The sequence below is a fragment of the Brucella cytisi genome, assembly GCF_038433355.1.
Taxonomy (GTDB): Bacteria; Pseudomonadota; Alphaproteobacteria; order Rhizobiales; family Rhizobiaceae; genus Brucella; species Brucella cytisi.
The window spans coordinates 96,113-112,561 of record NZ_JBCAUP010000005.1 but is presented as its reverse complement, the minus strand read 5'-3'; the positions used below and the strand labels follow the sequence as shown (position 1 = coordinate 112,561).

Genomic DNA, 16,449 nt, shown 5'->3' with positions numbered 1-16,449 from the left:
GCACGGATTATCGGTGGCTATCGATGACTTCGCGTCCGGATTCCGTCAATCTCCCCAATCGCCCGACGGGACGCATTATCAAGGCATCATCGGCTCGGGTATGGCTGGAAGGTTACAGTCTTCTCGAGAGCGCTAAAGTTGCAGCAGAGAACCAGCAAACAGCTTCCCGTAAGGCCTATGGCGCCAGTTTCGCACAGGGCTATGAAGACGGGTACAGCGAGGGTCGGACAGAAGCAACACGGCTGGTCCATACTACTACGGCCAGAATTGATCGATATCTTGGTTCCCTTGAAAAGGAAATCACCGGCGTCGCTCTCGATATTGTCAGGCGTGTACTCGGTACGTTCGATACAGGCGACCTGCTGGCCCGGGCAGCTCGTCAGGCATTGATGGATTTGCGTCGTTCAAAATACGTAAGGATTTCCGTTCACCCGAGTATGGAGCAGACCGTGCGTCGTGACCTGGCGGACCTGATGGCGAACGAAGAGATACCGCTTGAAATTCACGGTGACCCTGAACTGTCGGTCGACGCGTGCATTCTCTCCTCCGATCTTGCAGTGATCGACGCCACGCTCAAGGTCCAGCTGGAAGCAATACGCACCAGTCTTCAGACAGTTGATGCAACGTCTATCGAAACGGGGCATGAATGAACGAGACAGACACCAAACTTGCTTCCATAATCCCTCGACTGCGTGGAGGATTGACAGAAAACAGGGTTTCACGGCCCAGTCGCGGTCGGGTGCGCGAGATCACGGGGCTTATGATCAGCGCCTCGCTTGACGAAGCACGCATGGGTGAGATCTGCGATCTGGTTGATCCCAAATCAGGCCAGCGGGGAAAAGCTGAAGTGGTCGGACTAAGGGACGACACTGCAATTCTGCTTCCTTTGGGCGATATCGAGAATTTATCCAATCTCACGGAGGTCATCCCGACGCGAACTGTACAACGAGTACGCGTCGGAGCCGGCCTTCTCGGTCGGGTCATCGATTCTCTGGGAAATCCTATCGATGGCGCACCGCTGGATCCTGACGACGACTGGTACTCTTATCCTGTCATGGCCCAACCGCCTGAGCCTATGCAAAGGAAGCTGATCTCGGAACCCATCCACTTCGGTGTGCGGGCAATCGACGGAATGCTCACGTGTGCGAAGGGTCAGCGCATCGGTCTGTTTGGCGCACCCGGTGTTGGAAAATCACTCCTTCTGGCGGATATCGTTGAAGGCAGCAGTGCAGACGTGACTGTAGTCGCTCTCATCGGAGAACGTGGCCGGGAAGTGCGCGAATTCATGGAGCATCATCTTGGTACAGTATCACGACAGCGTTGCGTGGTGGTCGCAGCGACATCTGATCGACCTGGTATAGAACGCGTCAAGGCAGCCCATACCGCGACAACAATCGCAGAGTATTTCCGCGACCAGGGCAAACATGTTCTGCTGGCAGTCGACAACATCACACGCTTTGCGCGAGCCCAGCGTGAGATTGGACTGGCTGCCGGAGAACCGCCCACGAGACGTGGTTTCCCGCCCTCTTTCTTTGCTGCGCTGCCTCGCTTGCTTGAACGGGCCGGCCCCGGATCGAGCGGCTCGATTACCGGACTTTATAACGTACTCATGGAGGGCGACGGTAATCAGGACCCTGTCGTTGAAGAAGTCCAGGCCTTGCTTGATGGCCACATCTTTCTTTCTGCAGATCTTGCACAGCGCAACCACTTTCCCGCGATTGACGTCGTGCGCTCCAACAGTCGACTGATGTCGAACGTCATTGACGATGAGCATCGTGCTGCGGCAGCGCAGATCAGGCGGCTGCTTGCAAGATACCAGGAGACGGAGCTCCTCGTCCGTATCGGCGAATACGAACATGGTGCTGATGCACTAACCGACGAAGCCATTGCAAAGATCGACAGGATCAACGACTTCCTCCAGCAAAAACAACCAATGCGTGCGCCAATGGAAGAGACCTTGCGTCTGATGCGAGGGTTAACGAATTGAACCAGGCAAAAAACAAGGCCATTCTCAAACATCTGCGCGAGATTCGCCAGTTCCGTGAAACCAGGGCCGGCAACCATCTTGGGCGCGCACGGAATCTTGCCCGTCAAGCGGAAGCCGACACGCGCGAAAAAGCGGAACTTCGCCTCAAACACAGTGCCGAAGCTGCAATGATCGAGAAAGAGATACTGGCAACGATGGCCGGTAAAACGATAACCATGTCCTCTCTGCATTATCTGGAAGCTTTTCAGCAACGTACCGCAGCAGTCGGAGCAGACCACAGAAATGAAGAAGCTGCAGCACAATCATCCCTCGATCAGGCAAATAGAAAACTGGATGATGAGCAGGACCGGTTCAGAAAGGTGCAGGCTTCAAAAATGAAACTCGAGGAGCTGATCGATCAACTGAACAAGTCCGCTGATATTGACGGATGGTCAGTCTGAATGGTCGCAGTGCTGGCAAACACAAAACAAGGGGCAAGCCCGCGACAAACCACCAAACGTATCGGCAACAAGTCGCGCCCGGTCGTTGAGCCTTTGCACTTGCCTGAAATACCCGTCCAGCATATCGACGCGGTTAACGCACTCAATCGGCGACGGGGGCCCGTTTCATTTTCAGTAGTGGACCGGGTATTTACACTTGGCCCGGTCAGCTATCCGCCGGACATACGCCAGGACGTCGCTGTGACGCTGACCACCCCGCACGGTCCGGCGACGCTTTATGTCCCGGGTGTGTTACTTGATGCATGGCTGGAACAGTCTGATCCAGCGACAGGTTTCCAGAATTTGCAGCCGGCAGAGCAGGCACTCCTGCTAGAAGCGCTTTTCGATAAGGAATTGAACTGGATCGAAAAAGAACTGAACAGCACAGTTGAGTTTCTCGAAGTCCGGCGTACTCCCGATAAAAACATTGGCTCACTCCTGCCCACCGTGACGGCAATATCAGACTGCGGCAGGGACGTAGCACTTGCCACCGGTAGCGATCAGCTTGCACAAAAGCTGGCACAGCTGCTCGATCACGCAGCCGACAAAGCCTCCCTTTTTGCAACATCGGTGCCGGTTGCAGTGCGCATTCTCTACGGAGCGACCACCATTGCGCTCGGCGAGATGAAGGAACTGGAGCGCGACGATGTCATTCTGCCGGCTGACAGCGAATTCCATGGAAGCCGGTCCTGTTGTCTGATCGGTGACCGAATGGCTGCTCCCGTTTCGCCTGTAGATGGTGGCTGGCGCATGGACGATCACTTCCTCCCTTTAACCGGATCTGAATGGGATTTCGACATGGCGACAGAACATGCGACAGATAACAGCGATGACGACAGGGTTGCAAACCTGGCCGATATACCCGTTACACTCGTGTTCGAGGCAGGGCGTATCGCGCTTCCCCTCGCAGAAATCCAACGTCTCGATACCGGAAGTCTGATCCCGCTTGATGCTCCCGTTGACAGCGGAGTGGCTATCTTTGCGAATGGCAAACGTGTCGGTAACGGTGAACTCATCAAGCTGGGTGAAAAACTTGGCATTCGTGTTGTGAATATTTTCGACAATGATTGAAACGCAACAAAATCTCCTTCCGCTCATTGCTGTTATAGGAATTGTTGGCCTCCTGCCTCTGGCGGTGGTCACCATGACCGGCTTCCTCAAAATATCAGTAGTGCTGTTTCTGGTGCGTAATGCTCTGGGCATACAGCAGATGCCCCCAAATCTGGTTCTGTACGGAATCGCCCTGGTGCTGACCGTGTTCGTCACCACACCAATGCTGACAGAAATCCAACGAACGCTTGTGGAAGGACAGGCCAAATTCGATACGGCAGACGACATCGTACGAAGCGCCGAGCTCGTGCGCGAACCCATCAAGCGACAACTTGTGCGTTTCACCAAACCGGAAGAACGTAGCTTTTTTCAAAGTGCAACGCAGCGGTTGTGGCCCGATGCCAAGCAACACAATGTGCGCGACGACGATCTGTCTATTCTCATACCCGCTTTTGTTGCAAGCGAGTTGACACGCGCATTCGAGATCGGGCTTCTGCTCTATCTGCCATTCCTGGTGATTGATCTGGTCGTCGCCAATATCCTTATGACGCTAGGCATGATAATGGTTTCACCGGTCCTTATATCTATTCCACTGAAACTCTTCCTGTTTGTTGCAATCGATGGATGGTCGCGCCTGATGCACGGCCTTATCCTGAGCTATTCGTGAAGAGGTCTTATGAAAGATGATCTAATCCTCACCAGGGTCCAGGATGCATTATTATCAGTGCTTTATGCATCAGCACCGGTAATCATAGCTGCACTGGTCGTTGGATTGATCGTTGGACTTCTGCAGGCATTGACCCAGATACAGGACCAGTCGTTGCCTCAGGCCATCAAGATCGTCGTCATTTTGATCGTAATCCTTATTTTTGGACCAATAGCTGGCCAGGATATCGCACGCCAGGCAACGGTTGCATTTGAAGAATTCCCCGGTGCAACGCGATGACATCGGTTAGCGGGATATTTTCGGCGGTCCACCAGGTTCATGTCCTGGTCCTGGTTGCGGCTTTGGCCATGGCACGTATGGTCGGCCTGATGATCCTGATGGCTTTATTCACACGCGCACGTATCGCAGGCCTCCTGCGCAACGGTGTGGCCATTGCCTTGTCGATTCCACTCATGCCGCTTGTTTACAAGACGGTAGTGGAGACGAATATGGATGCGACAATGATGGTAGCACTGGGTTTAAAAGAGATGTTTCTCGGTGCCACACTCGGCTTTGTAATGAGCTTGCCGTTCTGGGCAGCAGAGGCGGCAGGCGACATAGTTGATCTTCAGCGTGGTGTAACGATGGGGTCACTGATCGATCCTATGATGACCCACGAAACCAGTATTACCGGTACGCTCTTCAGCATTGTCATGATCGTGATTTTCCTGTCTCTGGGGGGATTGTTGCTGATGCTCGACATTGTCTACACGAGTTATCGTATATGGCCGGTCGATCAGTTCACCCCGATCTTTCGTGCCGAAAGCATTACGCTTTTCTTGAATCTTTGCACACGAATTGTAACCATGGCCCTGGCACTGGCGTTTCCGCTTATTGTTGGCCTGTTGCTCTCAGATATTCTGCTTGCGCTGGTCTCGCGCGCTGCACCGCATCTTAATATTTTTGCAATGTCGCTGGCCGTTAAATCATTGTCGTTTACGGTCCTGCTTCTCCTCTACGCAGCGTTTTTGCTCACCTATCTGAAGGGAGAGTTATCCTTCTTTGGCGAGATTAACAGCTTTCTGGAGGATCTGGTCGATGTGCGATGAATTACCTGATTTGATCATTCCGGATTGGCACTTCAATCATCTGAATGGCAATTCTGATCATAGAAACTACTCGATGTTTTAACATATCACCCAAGGAGGAATGAAGGTGTTGCAAAGCGGCAGGGGGCATAAATCGGAGGAGCTCGATTTTCTATGCCCGAACACCAGAGGGATATCGAACAGGAAATCGCTGACTTTACCAGCGATGACTTTCAGCGTTTTAGCGAACGGTTGACCGAACAACTGGATACCATGCCGAAGGGTTTACGTACGGCAGCACGCTTCGTGCTGTCACATCCGGTTGATGTTGCTCTTAGTTCAATGCGCAGACAAGCCAAACAGGTCGGGGTGTCTCACTCTACGATGGTTCGCCTGGCAGAATGGATGGGATTAGATGGTTATGACGCACTACGTGCGATCTTCAGAGAAGGTATAAAAGCAGGCACCTGGACTGGAACGGAAGGTTCAGCAGGTACCGATTGGGGACAGCAAAGGTCCAGTGACAACCTCGAATGGCTGGCAGCCGAGGTGGAGCGATGCGGTCTGCAGGACCGGATACAGCATTATGGCGAAGCGGCCACCATACTGGCCGACGCAGATCGCGTGATCTGCGTAACCAGTGAGGCAGAACTTACCGTAGCTCACCGTTTCGGAGATCTGATGCATGCAATCGGGCGCAAGGCCGTTTCATTTGATTCAGCAACAGGTGCTCCCACCGAAATCAAATCACTTGGCCCCCGCGATGCGATGCTGGCAGTGTGCATGGGAAACTCAATTCCTCAGGTCACAAGCACCGCGCGATATGCAGGGCGCCGTGGAGCACGAATAGTTGCTATTACCAATTGCCCGGCATCATCTATTGCGCGGTTTTCCCACGCTATCATACTGCCCTCACAAATATCAGAATCTACACCAATGCTTGCAGCAACAATCGCGTCAGTAGAAATCATTGCGTCACTGATGGTTGATCCTGGTATAGCATTGTAAGTGTGACAGTTACCCTGCATTTCGCCGCCAGATTGATGTGATTGCTTCAATGGCGGCGATTGCGGGCGTCAAGCTGGGAATATTAAGCGCTATCGACGCGGGACGAAAAATGACTGATATATCGGCCATTTTCGCGACCAGCGCGTTCGGACTGTCAGTTATAGCAAGCGACGGAACACCAAGCCTCCTTGCCAGACGAACAGCATCTTTTGGCTTGGGTCCATGCGGACGCAGCGAGATTACCAGCAGACAGACACCTTCTTCAGTCGCATCTGCGGCCTGAAACTGGTCAGGTGTTTGTACCCGGGAACCAAGTGCCTGAAAAAGCTGCCGGGCATGGCCGATCACGGGAGTTTCCTGAGCCGAGCCAACAACGACAATTTTTCTTGCCTTCATCAGCTGGCCTGTTGCCTCGGCAAGTTGCGACTGAGCCTTGTCAGCTGCCAGATCCTTTATGGAGGATGCGATCAGCGCCGGAGCCTTTCCCTCCTCGCCCGATTTCTCCGGCGTACTCGAATCCGTGGTTGCAACAACCGCTCCTTCCCGGAATGAACTGATGAATATCTGGCGAAGGGCTGCATACCCATCAAGCCCCAACCATTCCGACAACCGCATTATTGTGGAATGCGAAACACCTGCTGCGCTTGCCAGTTCGCGCATAGACAGGAGCATCACGTCTTGCGGTCGTTCGAGGATAAATCTTGCGGCAGTCTGAACCTGCGGCGTCATCTCATTGAGCTGACTACGCAGCAAGGTGAGAATTTCACCCGCCATGTCACGCATTTCAACTGGGCGACGGTCGGAAGAAGTCACGGACGAACCGCGTCCGTTCGCAGCAGATGTGCCATGCCCAAAGGCAGCCTTCCCCGCACTGTGCACGCGCAAAAAAGAAGGGCCAAGGCCTGCGCAGACCGGTACTGCCGTCCCTCAAACAAATATGCAGCGATAAAACTCATGCGGCTCTCCCTGGCCTCCGAATCGTTCCCCCACGCCGCGTATTCCCTGTCCCAATCGGGCAAGAAGACACGTTCGTAACACCAGTCAGGCAGACCAGTCAAACATCGAATTTGAGCTGTGGATTCAGTGGATTATATAAACTATGCTGACATGTAGCTGACCAATCGGAACCCGACAGGCTCACCGGGCCGGATCATCGCAAAATGCATTCATCCGCTCATGACATCTTGTAGCGCTGCTGCCTTGGCCGTCACTGATCCTTTCGATCGTGCCTTTGCCGCCAGTTTGAGGATCCTGTCGACTTCACCGCTGGTTAAGCCAGCAGGGGTAGAGGAACGTACCTGCTGATCATGACCGATCAGACCGTAGGCAAGCACTATATTGCGTTTGTGATGCAGCTCGGCTGTTCCGGAGGCTTCTACTTTCTGTGCTGCCTGTTCCACCGCCGACGCATCGCCCTGCAAAGCGGCAGCCAGTGCCAGGTTCGACTGAATATCGACATCTCCGGGCGCCATGCTCAGCGCTTTTTGATAAGCAGCGACAGCGTCCTGCGTTTGCCCTGTCATAGTCAGAGCCACGCCGAGACGATTATAGGCACTACTGGTGCCAACCACCGGTGCAGCAGTAGTCAGGGCACTGACGCCAGCCGACAAGTCACCGATCTGGATGAGCGCTGTCCCCATTCCCAGCAACGCCGGGCCATTTTCAGGCGATTTGGCCAGCGCCGCTTTATATGCATTGATCGCCTCTTCAGGTTGCCCCGCACGTGAGTAGGCATCGCCGGCTTGTACCATGATTGCCGCGCTTGCCTCGGGCATCGCGGCGGCACGGGCATAAAGAGGCAATGCAGTGTCAGATTCTCCGCGCCCCTCGATGTCTTTGGCCAGTTTTGCCAGTCGCTCCGACTGAGACGTCGGCTCCGGCTTTTTACTTGCGGTTTTTTCACCCATCGTCTGACAACCGGTTGTAAGCAAGAGGGCACCGAAGGCCACCGCTAATCTATACCGCATCTTCCCCTCTCTTTTCCCGTCGCGTCCTGCGACGTTCATTTTTTCGCCTAAACGCTTAATTCTCTACAATGACCCCGACACCAACCGGTACGCGCTCATACAGATCTACAATGTCTTCGTTGGTCAAACGAATACACCCTGAAGACGTTGCAGTGCCCACGGTCCACGGCTGATTTGTTCCATGAATCCTATAAAGGGTGGACCCAATATAAAGAGCCCGTGCACCGAGAGGATTGTTGTGTCCGCCTGGAACAAAGGCAGGTAATGAGCGTCCTTTCAGTTTCTCGCGGGCTCTCATCTCGGCCGGCGGTCGCCAATCAGGCCAGTGTTTTTTGGCCGACACCCGGTCACGCCCCGACCAGCTCAGGCCTTCGCGCCCCACTCCCACGGAATATCGCATGGCCTTTCCGCCTCCCAGAACGAGATCGAGCCGCTTTGCGGTTGTATTCACGATTATGGTGCCGGTCGGTTCGGACCCCGAGTAGTTTACAACCCGCTTCGGTATGGGCTCCCTGTGACGGTCAGCAGACCCGGGATTCTCCGGAGACATAGTGTCACCAGGTGCCAGCAGTACATTGGCTTCTTCTTCAAATATCCAGGTTCTTGGGTCATACCCCCCGGTTTGTGCCCGCAGCGGGGTCACAGCCATAATCATGAGGATGATCGCAGAAACGATTACAGCTTCGCACCTTCGGGCATCGCGTTGGAAAACGCCATTGTCTCTTCTCGCCACACCATTCTCCCGGAGCCGTCTGCGAACAACCTTTCGATCAATAATCCAGTTTTCACGGATCCCCCGTTCCATTTGGATTTTCCGTTGCACGGTTGAGCCGGTATCCTCCATCAATGAATAATCCCAGCTCAATCTGGTGTGTATAGATGCTCAAAGCTGACCGAAATCGCCTTCGGCAACGCCGGTCGGAGACCATGTCCGTCTTAGGGATTGCTTTTGCACTTGTTTTCACATCCGTTGGTTCGGGGTGGGCAGCCGAACCGAGATGGCCCGCGGGGCCTTACAAGTATATGGTTCTCGACCAGTCGGTGCGGGACACGCTGACCGAGTTCGGTCGGAATATCGGGGTCTCCATCCAGATGAGCCCGGAAATCAGGGGACGAGTTACCGCGAATGTTCCACAAGGTAACGCAAAGGAGTTCCTCGAGTGGGTGTGCAACCGTTATGGTCTCGTATGGTATTTTGACGGCGCCACACTACACATCAGCAATGAAACCGAAAACCGCACCGAAATTTTGACCCTTGACGACAAGGCGCTTGATGGTATCAGCCAGCGACTTGACAGCCTCGGTCTAATGGATCCGCGTTTCCCCGTTCGGATTGACCGGGAACAAAAGGCTGCATCAATCTCAGGTCCTCCCGCCTATATCGCACTTGTCAAAGAGACTGTTGGAACATTTACGACAGTAGAAACTGTGTCAGATGGTCCCGCAAACGTCCGTGTGTTTCGCGGGCGGCAAACTCAGGCACAATCAGTCGACGTTGGATCGCCGACAGTGGAAAAAGTCAATTAAGGAGCACGTAATGCAAGTCGCACCCATCGCATCCGGATTGATTTCGACCCAGCTTCTGACGATTACCAATCCCGTTTCAAACGTAGCCGCCGCTTCGCCTGCCGGTCTTACTGAAGCGGAAACAGCTCTGCGGGTAAAAGAACAGCAGGCCAGCATGGCAGCTCAGAAAATTGCTGAAACCCAGGCAACGCAGGTCACACAGGCCGATCCGGCTGCAACCGGTACCAAGACTTTGCAAAATCACGGGACAGACAACCCGTCATCGAAGCTGGATGAATCAGCTAACGTCAAAACCGCGCCATTGCTGGATTATCTCGACAAGGCAGGCTCTGATGGGCGGTCACTGTCGCTCAATTCTTTTATAAGCTCCGGCGTGAAATCCTTTGTCGGCATTGTTGAAAACGCCCAGAGCGTGCTTGCTGGAAAAAATGGTGCGCAGGCAAAACAGACATCAGACGCCTCCCGCAGCTCAACACCGCAAGAGGCTCATGAAAATCCCGGTAACGAAAAGGGACTGGCAAGTATGGATGACGTTCTGGATCGTTACGTTTCCATCTCCTGGGCCAGTTTCAGTGCCTCACTGGCGACGAGTAGCGTCGCCGCTGCCTCCACGTCGGTCAACACCCTGGTAAAGCAACAATAGGCGGACAGCATGCACTTATCAATTCTGTCGAGGCGAACGGTTTGAACGCGCGCATGACTTCTTCAAGGGTCCGCGCCCTGTTCGTCGTCGTGTCACTTCTGATACTGCAGGCCTGTACGGTCGAGCTCTACACCGATCTCGACCAACGGCAGGCAAACGAAGTTGTGGCCGCACTTGCTCGCAAAGGCATACCCGCGCAGCGGGAAAGCAGTAAAAGCGGAAAGATAACCGTTTCTGTTCCGAAAGACCGATTTGCTGATGCCATGTCCATTCTCAGCGAGAATGGACTTCCCAAGCAAAGTTTCGAAAGCCTTGGTGACGTATTCAAGAATGATGGCCTTATCTCCTCGCCGGTGCAGGAAAAGGCCCGTATGATCTACGGACTGAGCCAGGAACTTTCGAAGACGATCCTAGATATCGATGGTGTGCTTTCGGCACGTGTACATCTGGTGCTGCCCGAAAACGATCCCCTTCGTCAAAATTTGGTGCCATCCTCCGCTTCAGTCTTTATCCGGCACAAGACAACCGTCCCGATGAACAGTTTGATCCCTCAGGTGAAGATGCTGGTTGCCAACGGCGTCGCGGGACTTTCCTATGACAAGGTTTCAGTTGTTCTGGTTCCCGTTACGGCACCAGCAGAGGCAAATGGAGACATCCAGGGTTATACATCCTTCCTTGGTCTGTGGTTACACCCCGACAGCGTGATGCCGGCGATCTGGCTTGTCGGCGGCCTCGCAGCGATCATATCCGGACTTGCTGTCTGGATATTCCTGCTGATCAGCCGACGCAGAAATGGCCAGTACAGGATCGGAGAAGCTCTGCCACCATCCAGGAGAACGGCTTCACCAAATGGATGAGACAGACACCGCATGGCACAGCTTTCTTGACCAGCCTGCCGACTATGTCGTGCCCGAGAAACTCTCCGCGTGCTTTGAAAATCGAATTTCGCTTGCACAGTGCGACCTGCTTTTAAGAAGCGATCGCCTGCGACCGCGCTTGTCGCAACGGCTGATCGAGCATTATGAACTACCCTCCCCGGCAATGGATCCGGCAGGAGAGGAAGACCGGTCAGTTGCGCTAACTCCCTCTACCCGGTTCGTTGAGCTTATCCTGCGCAGCGGTGCCGTTTTTCGGGCGAATGCAATTGCTGGTATTATTGACAAAAAACATGCGATCCGCCTTCAAACCCTGCTCGGTGAGGATGTCATCGCCTTTGCACTGAGAAATCGTGAACTTGCGGCAAAGAACCAACCGCTCGATAACATTGAACTGGCACTGGACGAGATTGTTGCAGAGGGATGGTGTTGCTTCCACGGATGGTGCATGCACGCCCCGGATATAGTGGTCGCCCGGCTTAAACTGAAGTTTGCCGCTGAAATTCCCGGGCGAATCCACTTCAATACCGATCACCATGAACTGGGCGCTCAAATCGTGCGGCGTGTTGCGATTGAACTTTAATTGTCAGCCTGGCCGTTGTCCTCCTGTAATACCCAACAGAGAAACAAACATGGATCCTGTTCGCAGATACTGCCGTCCGGATTGGAATCACAGAAGCGCTGAAGCTTAAACCCCTGAAGCTTGCTCAGTCACTTTCCGACACGGCCCCTTACGGGCGTCCTTGAATTTGGCGATGAGACGGCTCTCTCACGCCCGGCCCAGACTGTAGTTCCATAATCACGCGATCTACATGCGCAGGTGGCGATCCGGTCCGGTGGCAAAGGGCTCCCGGAAACGAGTGTGCGTGCGAACTTCTACAGATCCGAAGCGACCTGATTGATTGAAATTATACTTACCAGCACCCCAGGACCGCCACACCGCAATGTTCGTGAAACGCATGGCCTTCTAACGCCGCCAGCAAACCTGAGCAACGCTGAACCAAATGGATTTTCTGAACCTCGAACCACAAGCTAGTATCGCAATGCACATGAGAACCAGCCCGGCGCTTACCGTCGGGCACGAAGTTCGAACTCAAGGAGACCCCTGTGGACAAAGTAGACGATTCCGGCGGGAATGTGAACGAACTGAAGAATTTCTGGCAGGAACAGAAAGCCTTTCAGCTGGCAATGACCAAGTTCAATCTTCAGGTCGAAACTGACAAGGCCCAAGCTCAGTCACGCAACCGTGTAGCAGATGCGGTCGGCCAGTCCGGTCGCTAATACAAGCGTGTCCTGACACAATTCTGCCCGGCCGGATGGTCGGCCGGGTAATTTTGCCGGGAGGATAACAAGCCGATGCACGCCCTGCCCGTTTTACTGGAAAAATGGCGTAACGGCTTTGCGGATGGAAATGTTCGACTGAGCGTCGCTGCAGGATTGCACCGAGGCGCAACCATCTCGCTGGATGGTTCGGCTCACGTCATCGGTTCCGACGCTGAAGCTGATATTGTTCTGAAGGACGCCGGGATCGCCCCGCGCCATGTGTTGTTGCGGCCCGCTGGTCGCCGCATCGAAATAGAAGCTGTCGGTGGTGATGTTGAAGTAGACAGCCACCATGTTTCCGAAGGGCATGGGTATAGGACCCGACTACCCGTTAATATCGTCGTCGGTAGCGCCCGGATGGTAATCTGCGCTCCTTCCCAACCCGAACCGAAAAGCTTTTTCAGACGTCCGACGACTGCCGTTGCTGCGGTGGTCTGTTGTGTTGGCGTGTTCGTATCGCTGGCTGCACATGCGCTGATGAGCGCCCCGGTTGGTGCCCGTCTGGATACTGACACCGCCAATACTGTGCAGGTTGCTACGCAAAACAAGGCGGAAACTCCGGCCATGGCCCGTGGCATCCTTACTGCGCAATTGGACCAGGCAGGCATCAGCGGGGTAACTTTGGCTGTCGAGAAAAACCGCCTTGTGGCTTCGGGCGCTCTTGCCAAGGAGAAAAGCGAAGCCTGGCTGGATATACAGTCCTGGTTCGATCGCACCTACGGTGACAAGATCGTGCTGACTTCCAACGTTACCGTTAGCGGTGTTGGCGCGCCTCCGCGCCTCGCGCTGCAAGCCATATGGTTCGGACCCAATTCATATGTGCTTGCGGGAGACGGCGCACGATATCATGAGGGTGCATACGTAGATGATGGCTGGATGATCAGCAAAATTGGCGAGAAGTCGCTTCACCTCAGTAAGGAGGGGGCAACTATTGCTCTGAACTACCGATGACGCGACGTACGGACGCTATCCGCCTTGATCCAACCTCACCAGGTGATATCCGGAATATCGGGCGGTCCCCGGCAGTTCAAGGTAAAGCGGTCGAACGCCAGGATCTGAAGGCAATTGATGCGCTTCGCAAGCGCAGAACCGCACAAGGTACAACCCAGACCGACGCCAGCGAAGCGACACAGCCTGGAATGACATTCGCGTCGCTGACCAACAGCGACACGCTCAACGAAATTCTCAACGAATTTGTGCGCCCGCATATTGCCGACGTTTCGATCATCCGCCAGGCAGTGCAACTGCTCGGCGAATACATCGATGGCGATCTGACGCCGTTGGAGCAAAACGGAAATCTACGCTCGCTCACAGTAGCCCTGATTGATGATGAAATCAGTCGCCATAAGAGTTTTTCCGAACGGCTGCGCGAGGAGACTGGCACTGACAGATCCTCATGACACGGTTCAGCTGCTCCATTTGCTTGGCTACGTCTACGGATGTCACGGCCAGGCCAAACGAGGGGCGGCCTATCTTTTGATTGCCGCCCAACTATCCCCGAACGATATCCGAGTTCTTCGGACGCTCAGCCACCTTCTCACGCTGGATGGTGAAGCCGACAAGGCACTCGAAACAATAGCGCGGCTGGAGGTACTGGGTGATAGAGAGAACCCGGCGCTTCATCTGTTAAAAAGCCGAGCGTTGCATGTGGCTGGCCGTCAGGAAGAGGCCCGGCAGGCGTTTAACCGGTTTGTGAAAATGCGGGCAGAGATCGGGACATGATGAACACTTTAACCCGTTTCCTCGCCCGGGCAAGAAACACCAGCGATATCGTTGTCGCCGTGCTGGTTCTGGTAGCCGTCAGCATGATGGTTATTCCACTGCCCACATGGGCTGTTGACGGGCTCATCACACTCAACATCGCCTTCAGCGTCCTCATCCTGCTCAGTTCGCTTTATGCGACCTCGCCCCTGCAATTTTCCGCGTTGCCTTCCGCGATCCTGATCGCAACCCTTTTTCGACTGGCGATTACCATAACGACGACCCGCCTCATTCTTCTTCAGGCAGACGCTGGTGAAATCGTTACGGCTTTCGGAAACTTCGTGGTGGGCGGAAGTATTGCTGTCGGACTGATCATATTCTTCATCATCACGATTGCGCAGTTTGTGGTAATTGCCAAAGGTGCGGAACGGGTCGCCGAGGTAGCGGCACGTTTCACGCTGGATGCCTTGCCCGGCAAACAGATGAGCATCGATGCCGAACTGCGCAACGGTGACATCGATCAGGCCCAGGCGCGTGCGATGCGCCAGACACTTGAACAGGAAAGCCAGTTCTTCGGTGCCATGGACGGTGCCATGAAATTCGTCAAAGGCGACGTACTTGCCGGAATGGTTTTTATTTTCGTCAACCTTATCGGTGGTCTGGCAGTTGGAATTTTGCAGCACGAAATGGGATTTGCAGAAGCCGGGATGACGTATTCCCTGCTTTCAGTTGGAGACGGCCTCGTCGCCCAGATTCCAGCGCTTCTGGTTGCCGTTGCAGCTGGCACAATGGTTACGCGCGTCGCGAGCGCAGAAAACGGTAGTGATCTGGGACGCCAGATTACCTCGCAGCTTCTGCGCAATTCGCGAAGCCTCATAATGGCCAGTATAATCATGTTCGTTCTGGCGATCGTTCCGGGCTTCCCCATGCCGGTATTTATCATACTCGGTCTTATTCTGGGCGTTGCCGGATACGCCATGCGTCGCAATCAAGCCGACGGACACCCGTCAATCCGCGAAACGGTACAACTGCAGCAATTGTCCGACGATCACGAAGTGGAAGAGCGTGCAATCGCTTACGATTCCCCGTTCGTCGTACGGATTGGCACCGAGCTGGCAGCGGATCTGCCCGCCGATTTGCTGCAACTGTCGCAGAACGAAGCACGCAGCGTTATCGGCACCGAGCTTGGTATCGACGTGCCTCCGGTTCCGCGTCTCGTCGACAGGACACTCAAACCGCGCCTGTTGCGTATCGATCTCGATGATGTGCCAGTACTTGAAATGGAAATACCGCCTGGCTGCGTTCTCGTCGAAGAAGATCCGGCTCATCTCGAACTGGCAGGAATTTCCGCTGACGATCTGATAAGGATTCAGGGTCACACACGGATGTTTCTGGTCGCCGGGGACCAGCAGGCCGTTCTTAGCGAAGCAAATATTCCTTTTCAGCCGCCGGGAAATATCACGGTACCTCTGCTGGGTTTTGTATTCAGGATGTATTCCCAGCATTTCATCGGTATCCAGGAGACCAACCGTCTCCTGCAGGATCTGGGTAAAACCTCTTCAGAGCTCGTGTCGCAGGCAAAAGAAGTCATACCGACGACGAAAATGCTGGAAGTTCTGCGAATGCTCGTCGCAGAGGGTGTGACGATACGCAATCTGCGCGTCATCCTTGAGGCTCTGGTCGAGGCGGGAAACGATGAAACGCACGTACTCCATGAAAAGGTACGCATGGCTTTAAAGAGACAGATCAGTTTCCGTGCGGCCGACGACAATAACGTTATTGCTGCGTTCATCCTTGAACGCTCCGCCGAACACGACGTACGAAGTGCACTACGCCATGCGAATACAGGCGCAGTACTCGACTTGTCCGACGACGCACTTCGCAGTGTCGCACAGCAAATCAAGCAGTTAACCGCACGATCCGCGGCCAATACCCCGCCCGTTGTTATTACGGCTGCGGATATTCGCCCGCACCTGCGTGCCCTGCTCATCCATCACGGCGTCGACATCCCGGTATTGTCCTATCAGGAGCTGGCGTTTGAATTCAACGTACAGCCGTTGGGGACAGTGACAGGATCAGGATCCGGGAACCGCGTGCAGGCGAGGCTGACCAATGGTCCGCAAGACGTCAGTCACTCACAAGAGGCGTGAGACAA

The 16,449-nt window shown here is 54.4% G+C and carries 20 protein-coding genes; 17 read left to right on the top strand and 3 right to left on the bottom strand.

The window, feature by feature from the left end; all coding sequences use genetic code 11:
* Positions 1-23: 23 nt before the first annotated feature.
* From sctL to AAE521_RS06765, 8 genes are all read left to right on the top strand, one after another.
* Positions 24-650, top strand: coding sequence for a type III secretion system stator protein SctL (gene sctL, locus AAE521_RS06800; RefSeq protein WP_342060815.1), 627 nt, complete (start codon positions 24-26; stop codon positions 648-650).
* Positions 647-1,987, top strand: a complete 1,341-nt coding sequence (locus AAE521_RS06795) for a FliI/YscN family ATPase (protein ID WP_342060814.1) — start codon at positions 647-649, stop codon at positions 1,985-1,987. The genes sctL and AAE521_RS06795 overlap by 4 nt, the downstream gene beginning before the upstream one ends.
* A 167-nt stretch (positions 1,988-2,154) precedes the next feature.
* Positions 2,155-2,427 carry a hypothetical protein gene (locus AAE521_RS06790; RefSeq protein ID WP_342060813.1) on the top strand — a complete coding sequence of 91 codons (273 nt, stop codon included), beginning with the start codon at positions 2,155-2,157 and terminating at the stop codon, positions 2,425-2,427.
* Positions 2,428-3,537, top strand: coding sequence for a type III secretion system cytoplasmic ring protein SctQ (gene sctQ, locus AAE521_RS06785; RefSeq protein ID WP_342060812.1), 1,110 nt, complete (start codon positions 2,428-2,430; stop codon positions 3,535-3,537).
* Positions 3,530-4,183, top strand: coding sequence for a type III secretion system export apparatus subunit SctR (gene sctR, locus AAE521_RS06780; protein ID WP_071631596.1), 654 nt, complete (start codon positions 3,530-3,532; stop codon positions 4,181-4,183). The genes sctQ and sctR overlap by 8 nt, the downstream gene beginning before the upstream one ends.
* A 9-nt stretch (positions 4,184-4,192) precedes the next feature.
* Entirely contained in the window at positions 4,193-4,462 is a 270-nt protein-coding gene (locus AAE521_RS06775; RefSeq protein ID WP_071631597.1) for an EscS/YscS/HrcS family type III secretion system export apparatus protein, read from the top strand.
* On the top strand, positions 4,459-5,271 hold the full coding sequence (sctT, locus tag AAE521_RS06770; RefSeq protein WP_071631598.1) for a type III secretion system export apparatus subunit SctT: 813 nt from the start codon (positions 4,459-4,461) through the stop codon (positions 5,269-5,271). The genes AAE521_RS06775 and sctT overlap by 4 nt, the downstream gene beginning before the upstream one ends.
* Before the next feature lie 153 nt (positions 5,272-5,424).
* A complete protein-coding gene (locus AAE521_RS06765; protein ID WP_071631599.1) occupies positions 5,425-6,258 on the top strand; it encodes a MurR/RpiR family transcriptional regulator in 834 nt (277 codons plus the stop codon).
* Positions 6,259-6,267: 9 nt separating this feature from the next.
* Here the strand turns inward: AAE521_RS06765 and AAE521_RS06760 are convergent, their stop codons facing one another.
* The 3 genes from AAE521_RS06760 to AAE521_RS06750 all read right to left on the bottom strand — a co-directional run bounded on the left by AAE521_RS06760 (position 6,268) and on the right by AAE521_RS06750 (position 9,072).
* Positions 6,268-7,071, bottom strand: a complete 804-nt coding sequence (locus AAE521_RS06760; RefSeq protein ID WP_342060811.1) for a MurR/RpiR family transcriptional regulator — start codon at positions 7,069-7,071, stop codon at positions 6,268-6,270.
* A gap of 353 nt (positions 7,072-7,424) precedes the next feature.
* Positions 7,425-8,225, bottom strand: a complete 801-nt coding sequence (locus AAE521_RS06755; protein ID WP_071631601.1) for a tetratricopeptide repeat protein — start codon at positions 8,223-8,225, stop codon at positions 7,425-7,427.
* 55 nt (positions 8,226-8,280) lie between these two features.
* Positions 8,281-9,072, bottom strand: a complete 792-nt coding sequence (locus tag AAE521_RS06750) for a L,D-transpeptidase (protein WP_371264628.1) — start codon at positions 9,070-9,072, stop codon at positions 8,281-8,283.
* A gap of 80 nt (positions 9,073-9,152) precedes the next feature.
* Here AAE521_RS06750 and AAE521_RS06745 point away from each other — a divergent pair, with 80 nt between their 5' ends.
* The 9 genes from AAE521_RS06745 to sctV all read left to right on the top strand — a co-directional run bounded on the left by AAE521_RS06745 (position 9,153) and on the right by sctV (position 16,444).
* Entirely contained in the window at positions 9,153-9,752 is a 600-nt protein-coding gene (locus tag AAE521_RS06745) for a type III secretion protein (RefSeq protein WP_342060810.1), read from the top strand.
* Between the two features lie 10 nt (positions 9,753-9,762).
* Positions 9,763-10,395, top strand: coding sequence for a hypothetical protein (locus tag AAE521_RS06740; RefSeq protein ID WP_342060809.1), 633 nt, complete (start codon positions 9,763-9,765; stop codon positions 10,393-10,395).
* A gap of 53 nt (positions 10,396-10,448) precedes the next feature.
* Positions 10,449-11,252 (top strand): type III secretion system inner membrane ring lipoprotein SctJ, encoded by an 804-nt coding sequence (sctJ, locus tag AAE521_RS06735; protein WP_071631605.1) that lies wholly within the window; start codon positions 10,449-10,451, stop codon positions 11,250-11,252.
* Positions 11,245-11,853 carry a SctK family type III secretion system sorting platform protein gene (locus AAE521_RS06730; protein WP_342060808.1) on the top strand — a complete coding sequence of 203 codons (609 nt, stop codon included), beginning with the start codon at positions 11,245-11,247 and terminating at the stop codon, positions 11,851-11,853. The genes sctJ and AAE521_RS06730 overlap by 8 nt, the downstream gene beginning before the upstream one ends.
* Positions 11,854-12,377: 524 nt before the next feature.
* Positions 12,378-12,551 carry a hypothetical protein gene (locus AAE521_RS06725; protein ID WP_167375532.1) on the top strand — a complete coding sequence of 58 codons (174 nt, stop codon included), beginning with the start codon at positions 12,378-12,380 and terminating at the stop codon, positions 12,549-12,551.
* Positions 12,552-12,626: 75 nt separating this feature from the next.
* On the top strand, positions 12,627-13,544 hold the full coding sequence (locus AAE521_RS06720; protein ID WP_071631607.1) for a SctD/MshK family protein: 918 nt from the start codon (positions 12,627-12,629) through the stop codon (positions 13,542-13,544).
* Complete coding sequence (locus tag AAE521_RS06715) at positions 13,541-13,993, top strand: RuvC family protein (protein WP_342060807.1); 453 nt, start codon at positions 13,541-13,543, stop codon at positions 13,991-13,993. Before AAE521_RS06720 ends, AAE521_RS06715 begins: the two co-directional genes overlap by 4 nt.
* Positions 13,994-14,012: 19 nt before the next feature.
* On the top strand, positions 14,013-14,315 hold the full coding sequence (locus AAE521_RS06710; protein WP_235817617.1) for a hypothetical protein: 303 nt from the start codon (positions 14,013-14,015) through the stop codon (positions 14,313-14,315).
* Positions 14,312-16,444, top strand: coding sequence for a type III secretion system export apparatus subunit SctV (gene sctV / locus AAE521_RS06705; protein ID WP_342060806.1), 2,133 nt, complete (start codon positions 14,312-14,314; stop codon positions 16,442-16,444). Before AAE521_RS06710 ends, sctV begins: the two co-directional genes overlap by 4 nt.
* Positions 16,445-16,449 lie beyond the last annotated feature (5 nt).

What these genes read in the sequence shown, in the direction of transcription:
- sctL (WP_342060815.1), top strand. Translation starts at nt 24, where the DNA reads ATGACTTCGCGTCCGGATTCCGTCAATCTCCCCAATCGCCCGACGGGA.
- AAE521_RS06795 (WP_342060814.1), top strand. Translation starts at nt 647, where the DNA reads ATGAACGAGACAGACACCAAACTTGCTTCCATAATCCCTCGACTGCGT.
- AAE521_RS06790 (WP_342060813.1), top strand. Translation starts at nt 2,155, where the DNA reads ATGATCGAGAAAGAGATACTGGCAACGATGGCCGGTAAAACGATAACC.
- sctQ (WP_342060812.1), top strand. Translation starts at nt 2,428, where the DNA reads ATGGTCGCAGTGCTGGCAAACACAAAACAAGGGGCAAGCCCGCGACAA.
- sctR (WP_071631596.1), top strand. Translation starts at nt 3,530, where the DNA reads ATGATTGAAACGCAACAAAATCTCCTTCCGCTCATTGCTGTTATAGGA.
- AAE521_RS06775 (WP_071631597.1), top strand. Translation starts at nt 4,193, where the DNA reads ATGAAAGATGATCTAATCCTCACCAGGGTCCAGGATGCATTATTATCA.
- sctT (WP_071631598.1), top strand. Translation starts at nt 4,459, where the DNA reads ATGACATCGGTTAGCGGGATATTTTCGGCGGTCCACCAGGTTCATGTC.
- AAE521_RS06765 (WP_071631599.1), top strand. Translation starts at nt 5,425, where the DNA reads ATGCCCGAACACCAGAGGGATATCGAACAGGAAATCGCTGACTTTACC.
- AAE521_RS06755 (WP_071631601.1), bottom strand. Translation starts at nt 8,225, where the DNA reads ATGCGGTATAGATTAGCGGTGGCCTTCGGTGCCCTCTTGCTTACAACC.
- AAE521_RS06745 (WP_342060810.1), top strand. Translation starts at nt 9,153, where the DNA reads ATGTCCGTCTTAGGGATTGCTTTTGCACTTGTTTTCACATCCGTTGGT.
- AAE521_RS06740 (WP_342060809.1), top strand. Translation starts at nt 9,763, where the DNA reads ATGCAAGTCGCACCCATCGCATCCGGATTGATTTCGACCCAGCTTCTG.
- sctJ (WP_071631605.1), top strand. Translation starts at nt 10,449, where the DNA reads ATGACTTCTTCAAGGGTCCGCGCCCTGTTCGTCGTCGTGTCACTTCTG.
- AAE521_RS06730 (WP_342060808.1), top strand. Translation starts at nt 11,245, where the DNA reads ATGGATGAGACAGACACCGCATGGCACAGCTTTCTTGACCAGCCTGCC.
- AAE521_RS06720 (WP_071631607.1), top strand. Translation starts at nt 12,627, where the DNA reads ATGCACGCCCTGCCCGTTTTACTGGAAAAATGGCGTAACGGCTTTGCG.
- AAE521_RS06715 (WP_342060807.1), top strand. Translation starts at nt 13,541, where the DNA reads ATGACGCGACGTACGGACGCTATCCGCCTTGATCCAACCTCACCAGGT.
- sctV (WP_342060806.1), top strand. Translation starts at nt 14,312, where the DNA reads ATGATGAACACTTTAACCCGTTTCCTCGCCCGGGCAAGAAACACCAGC.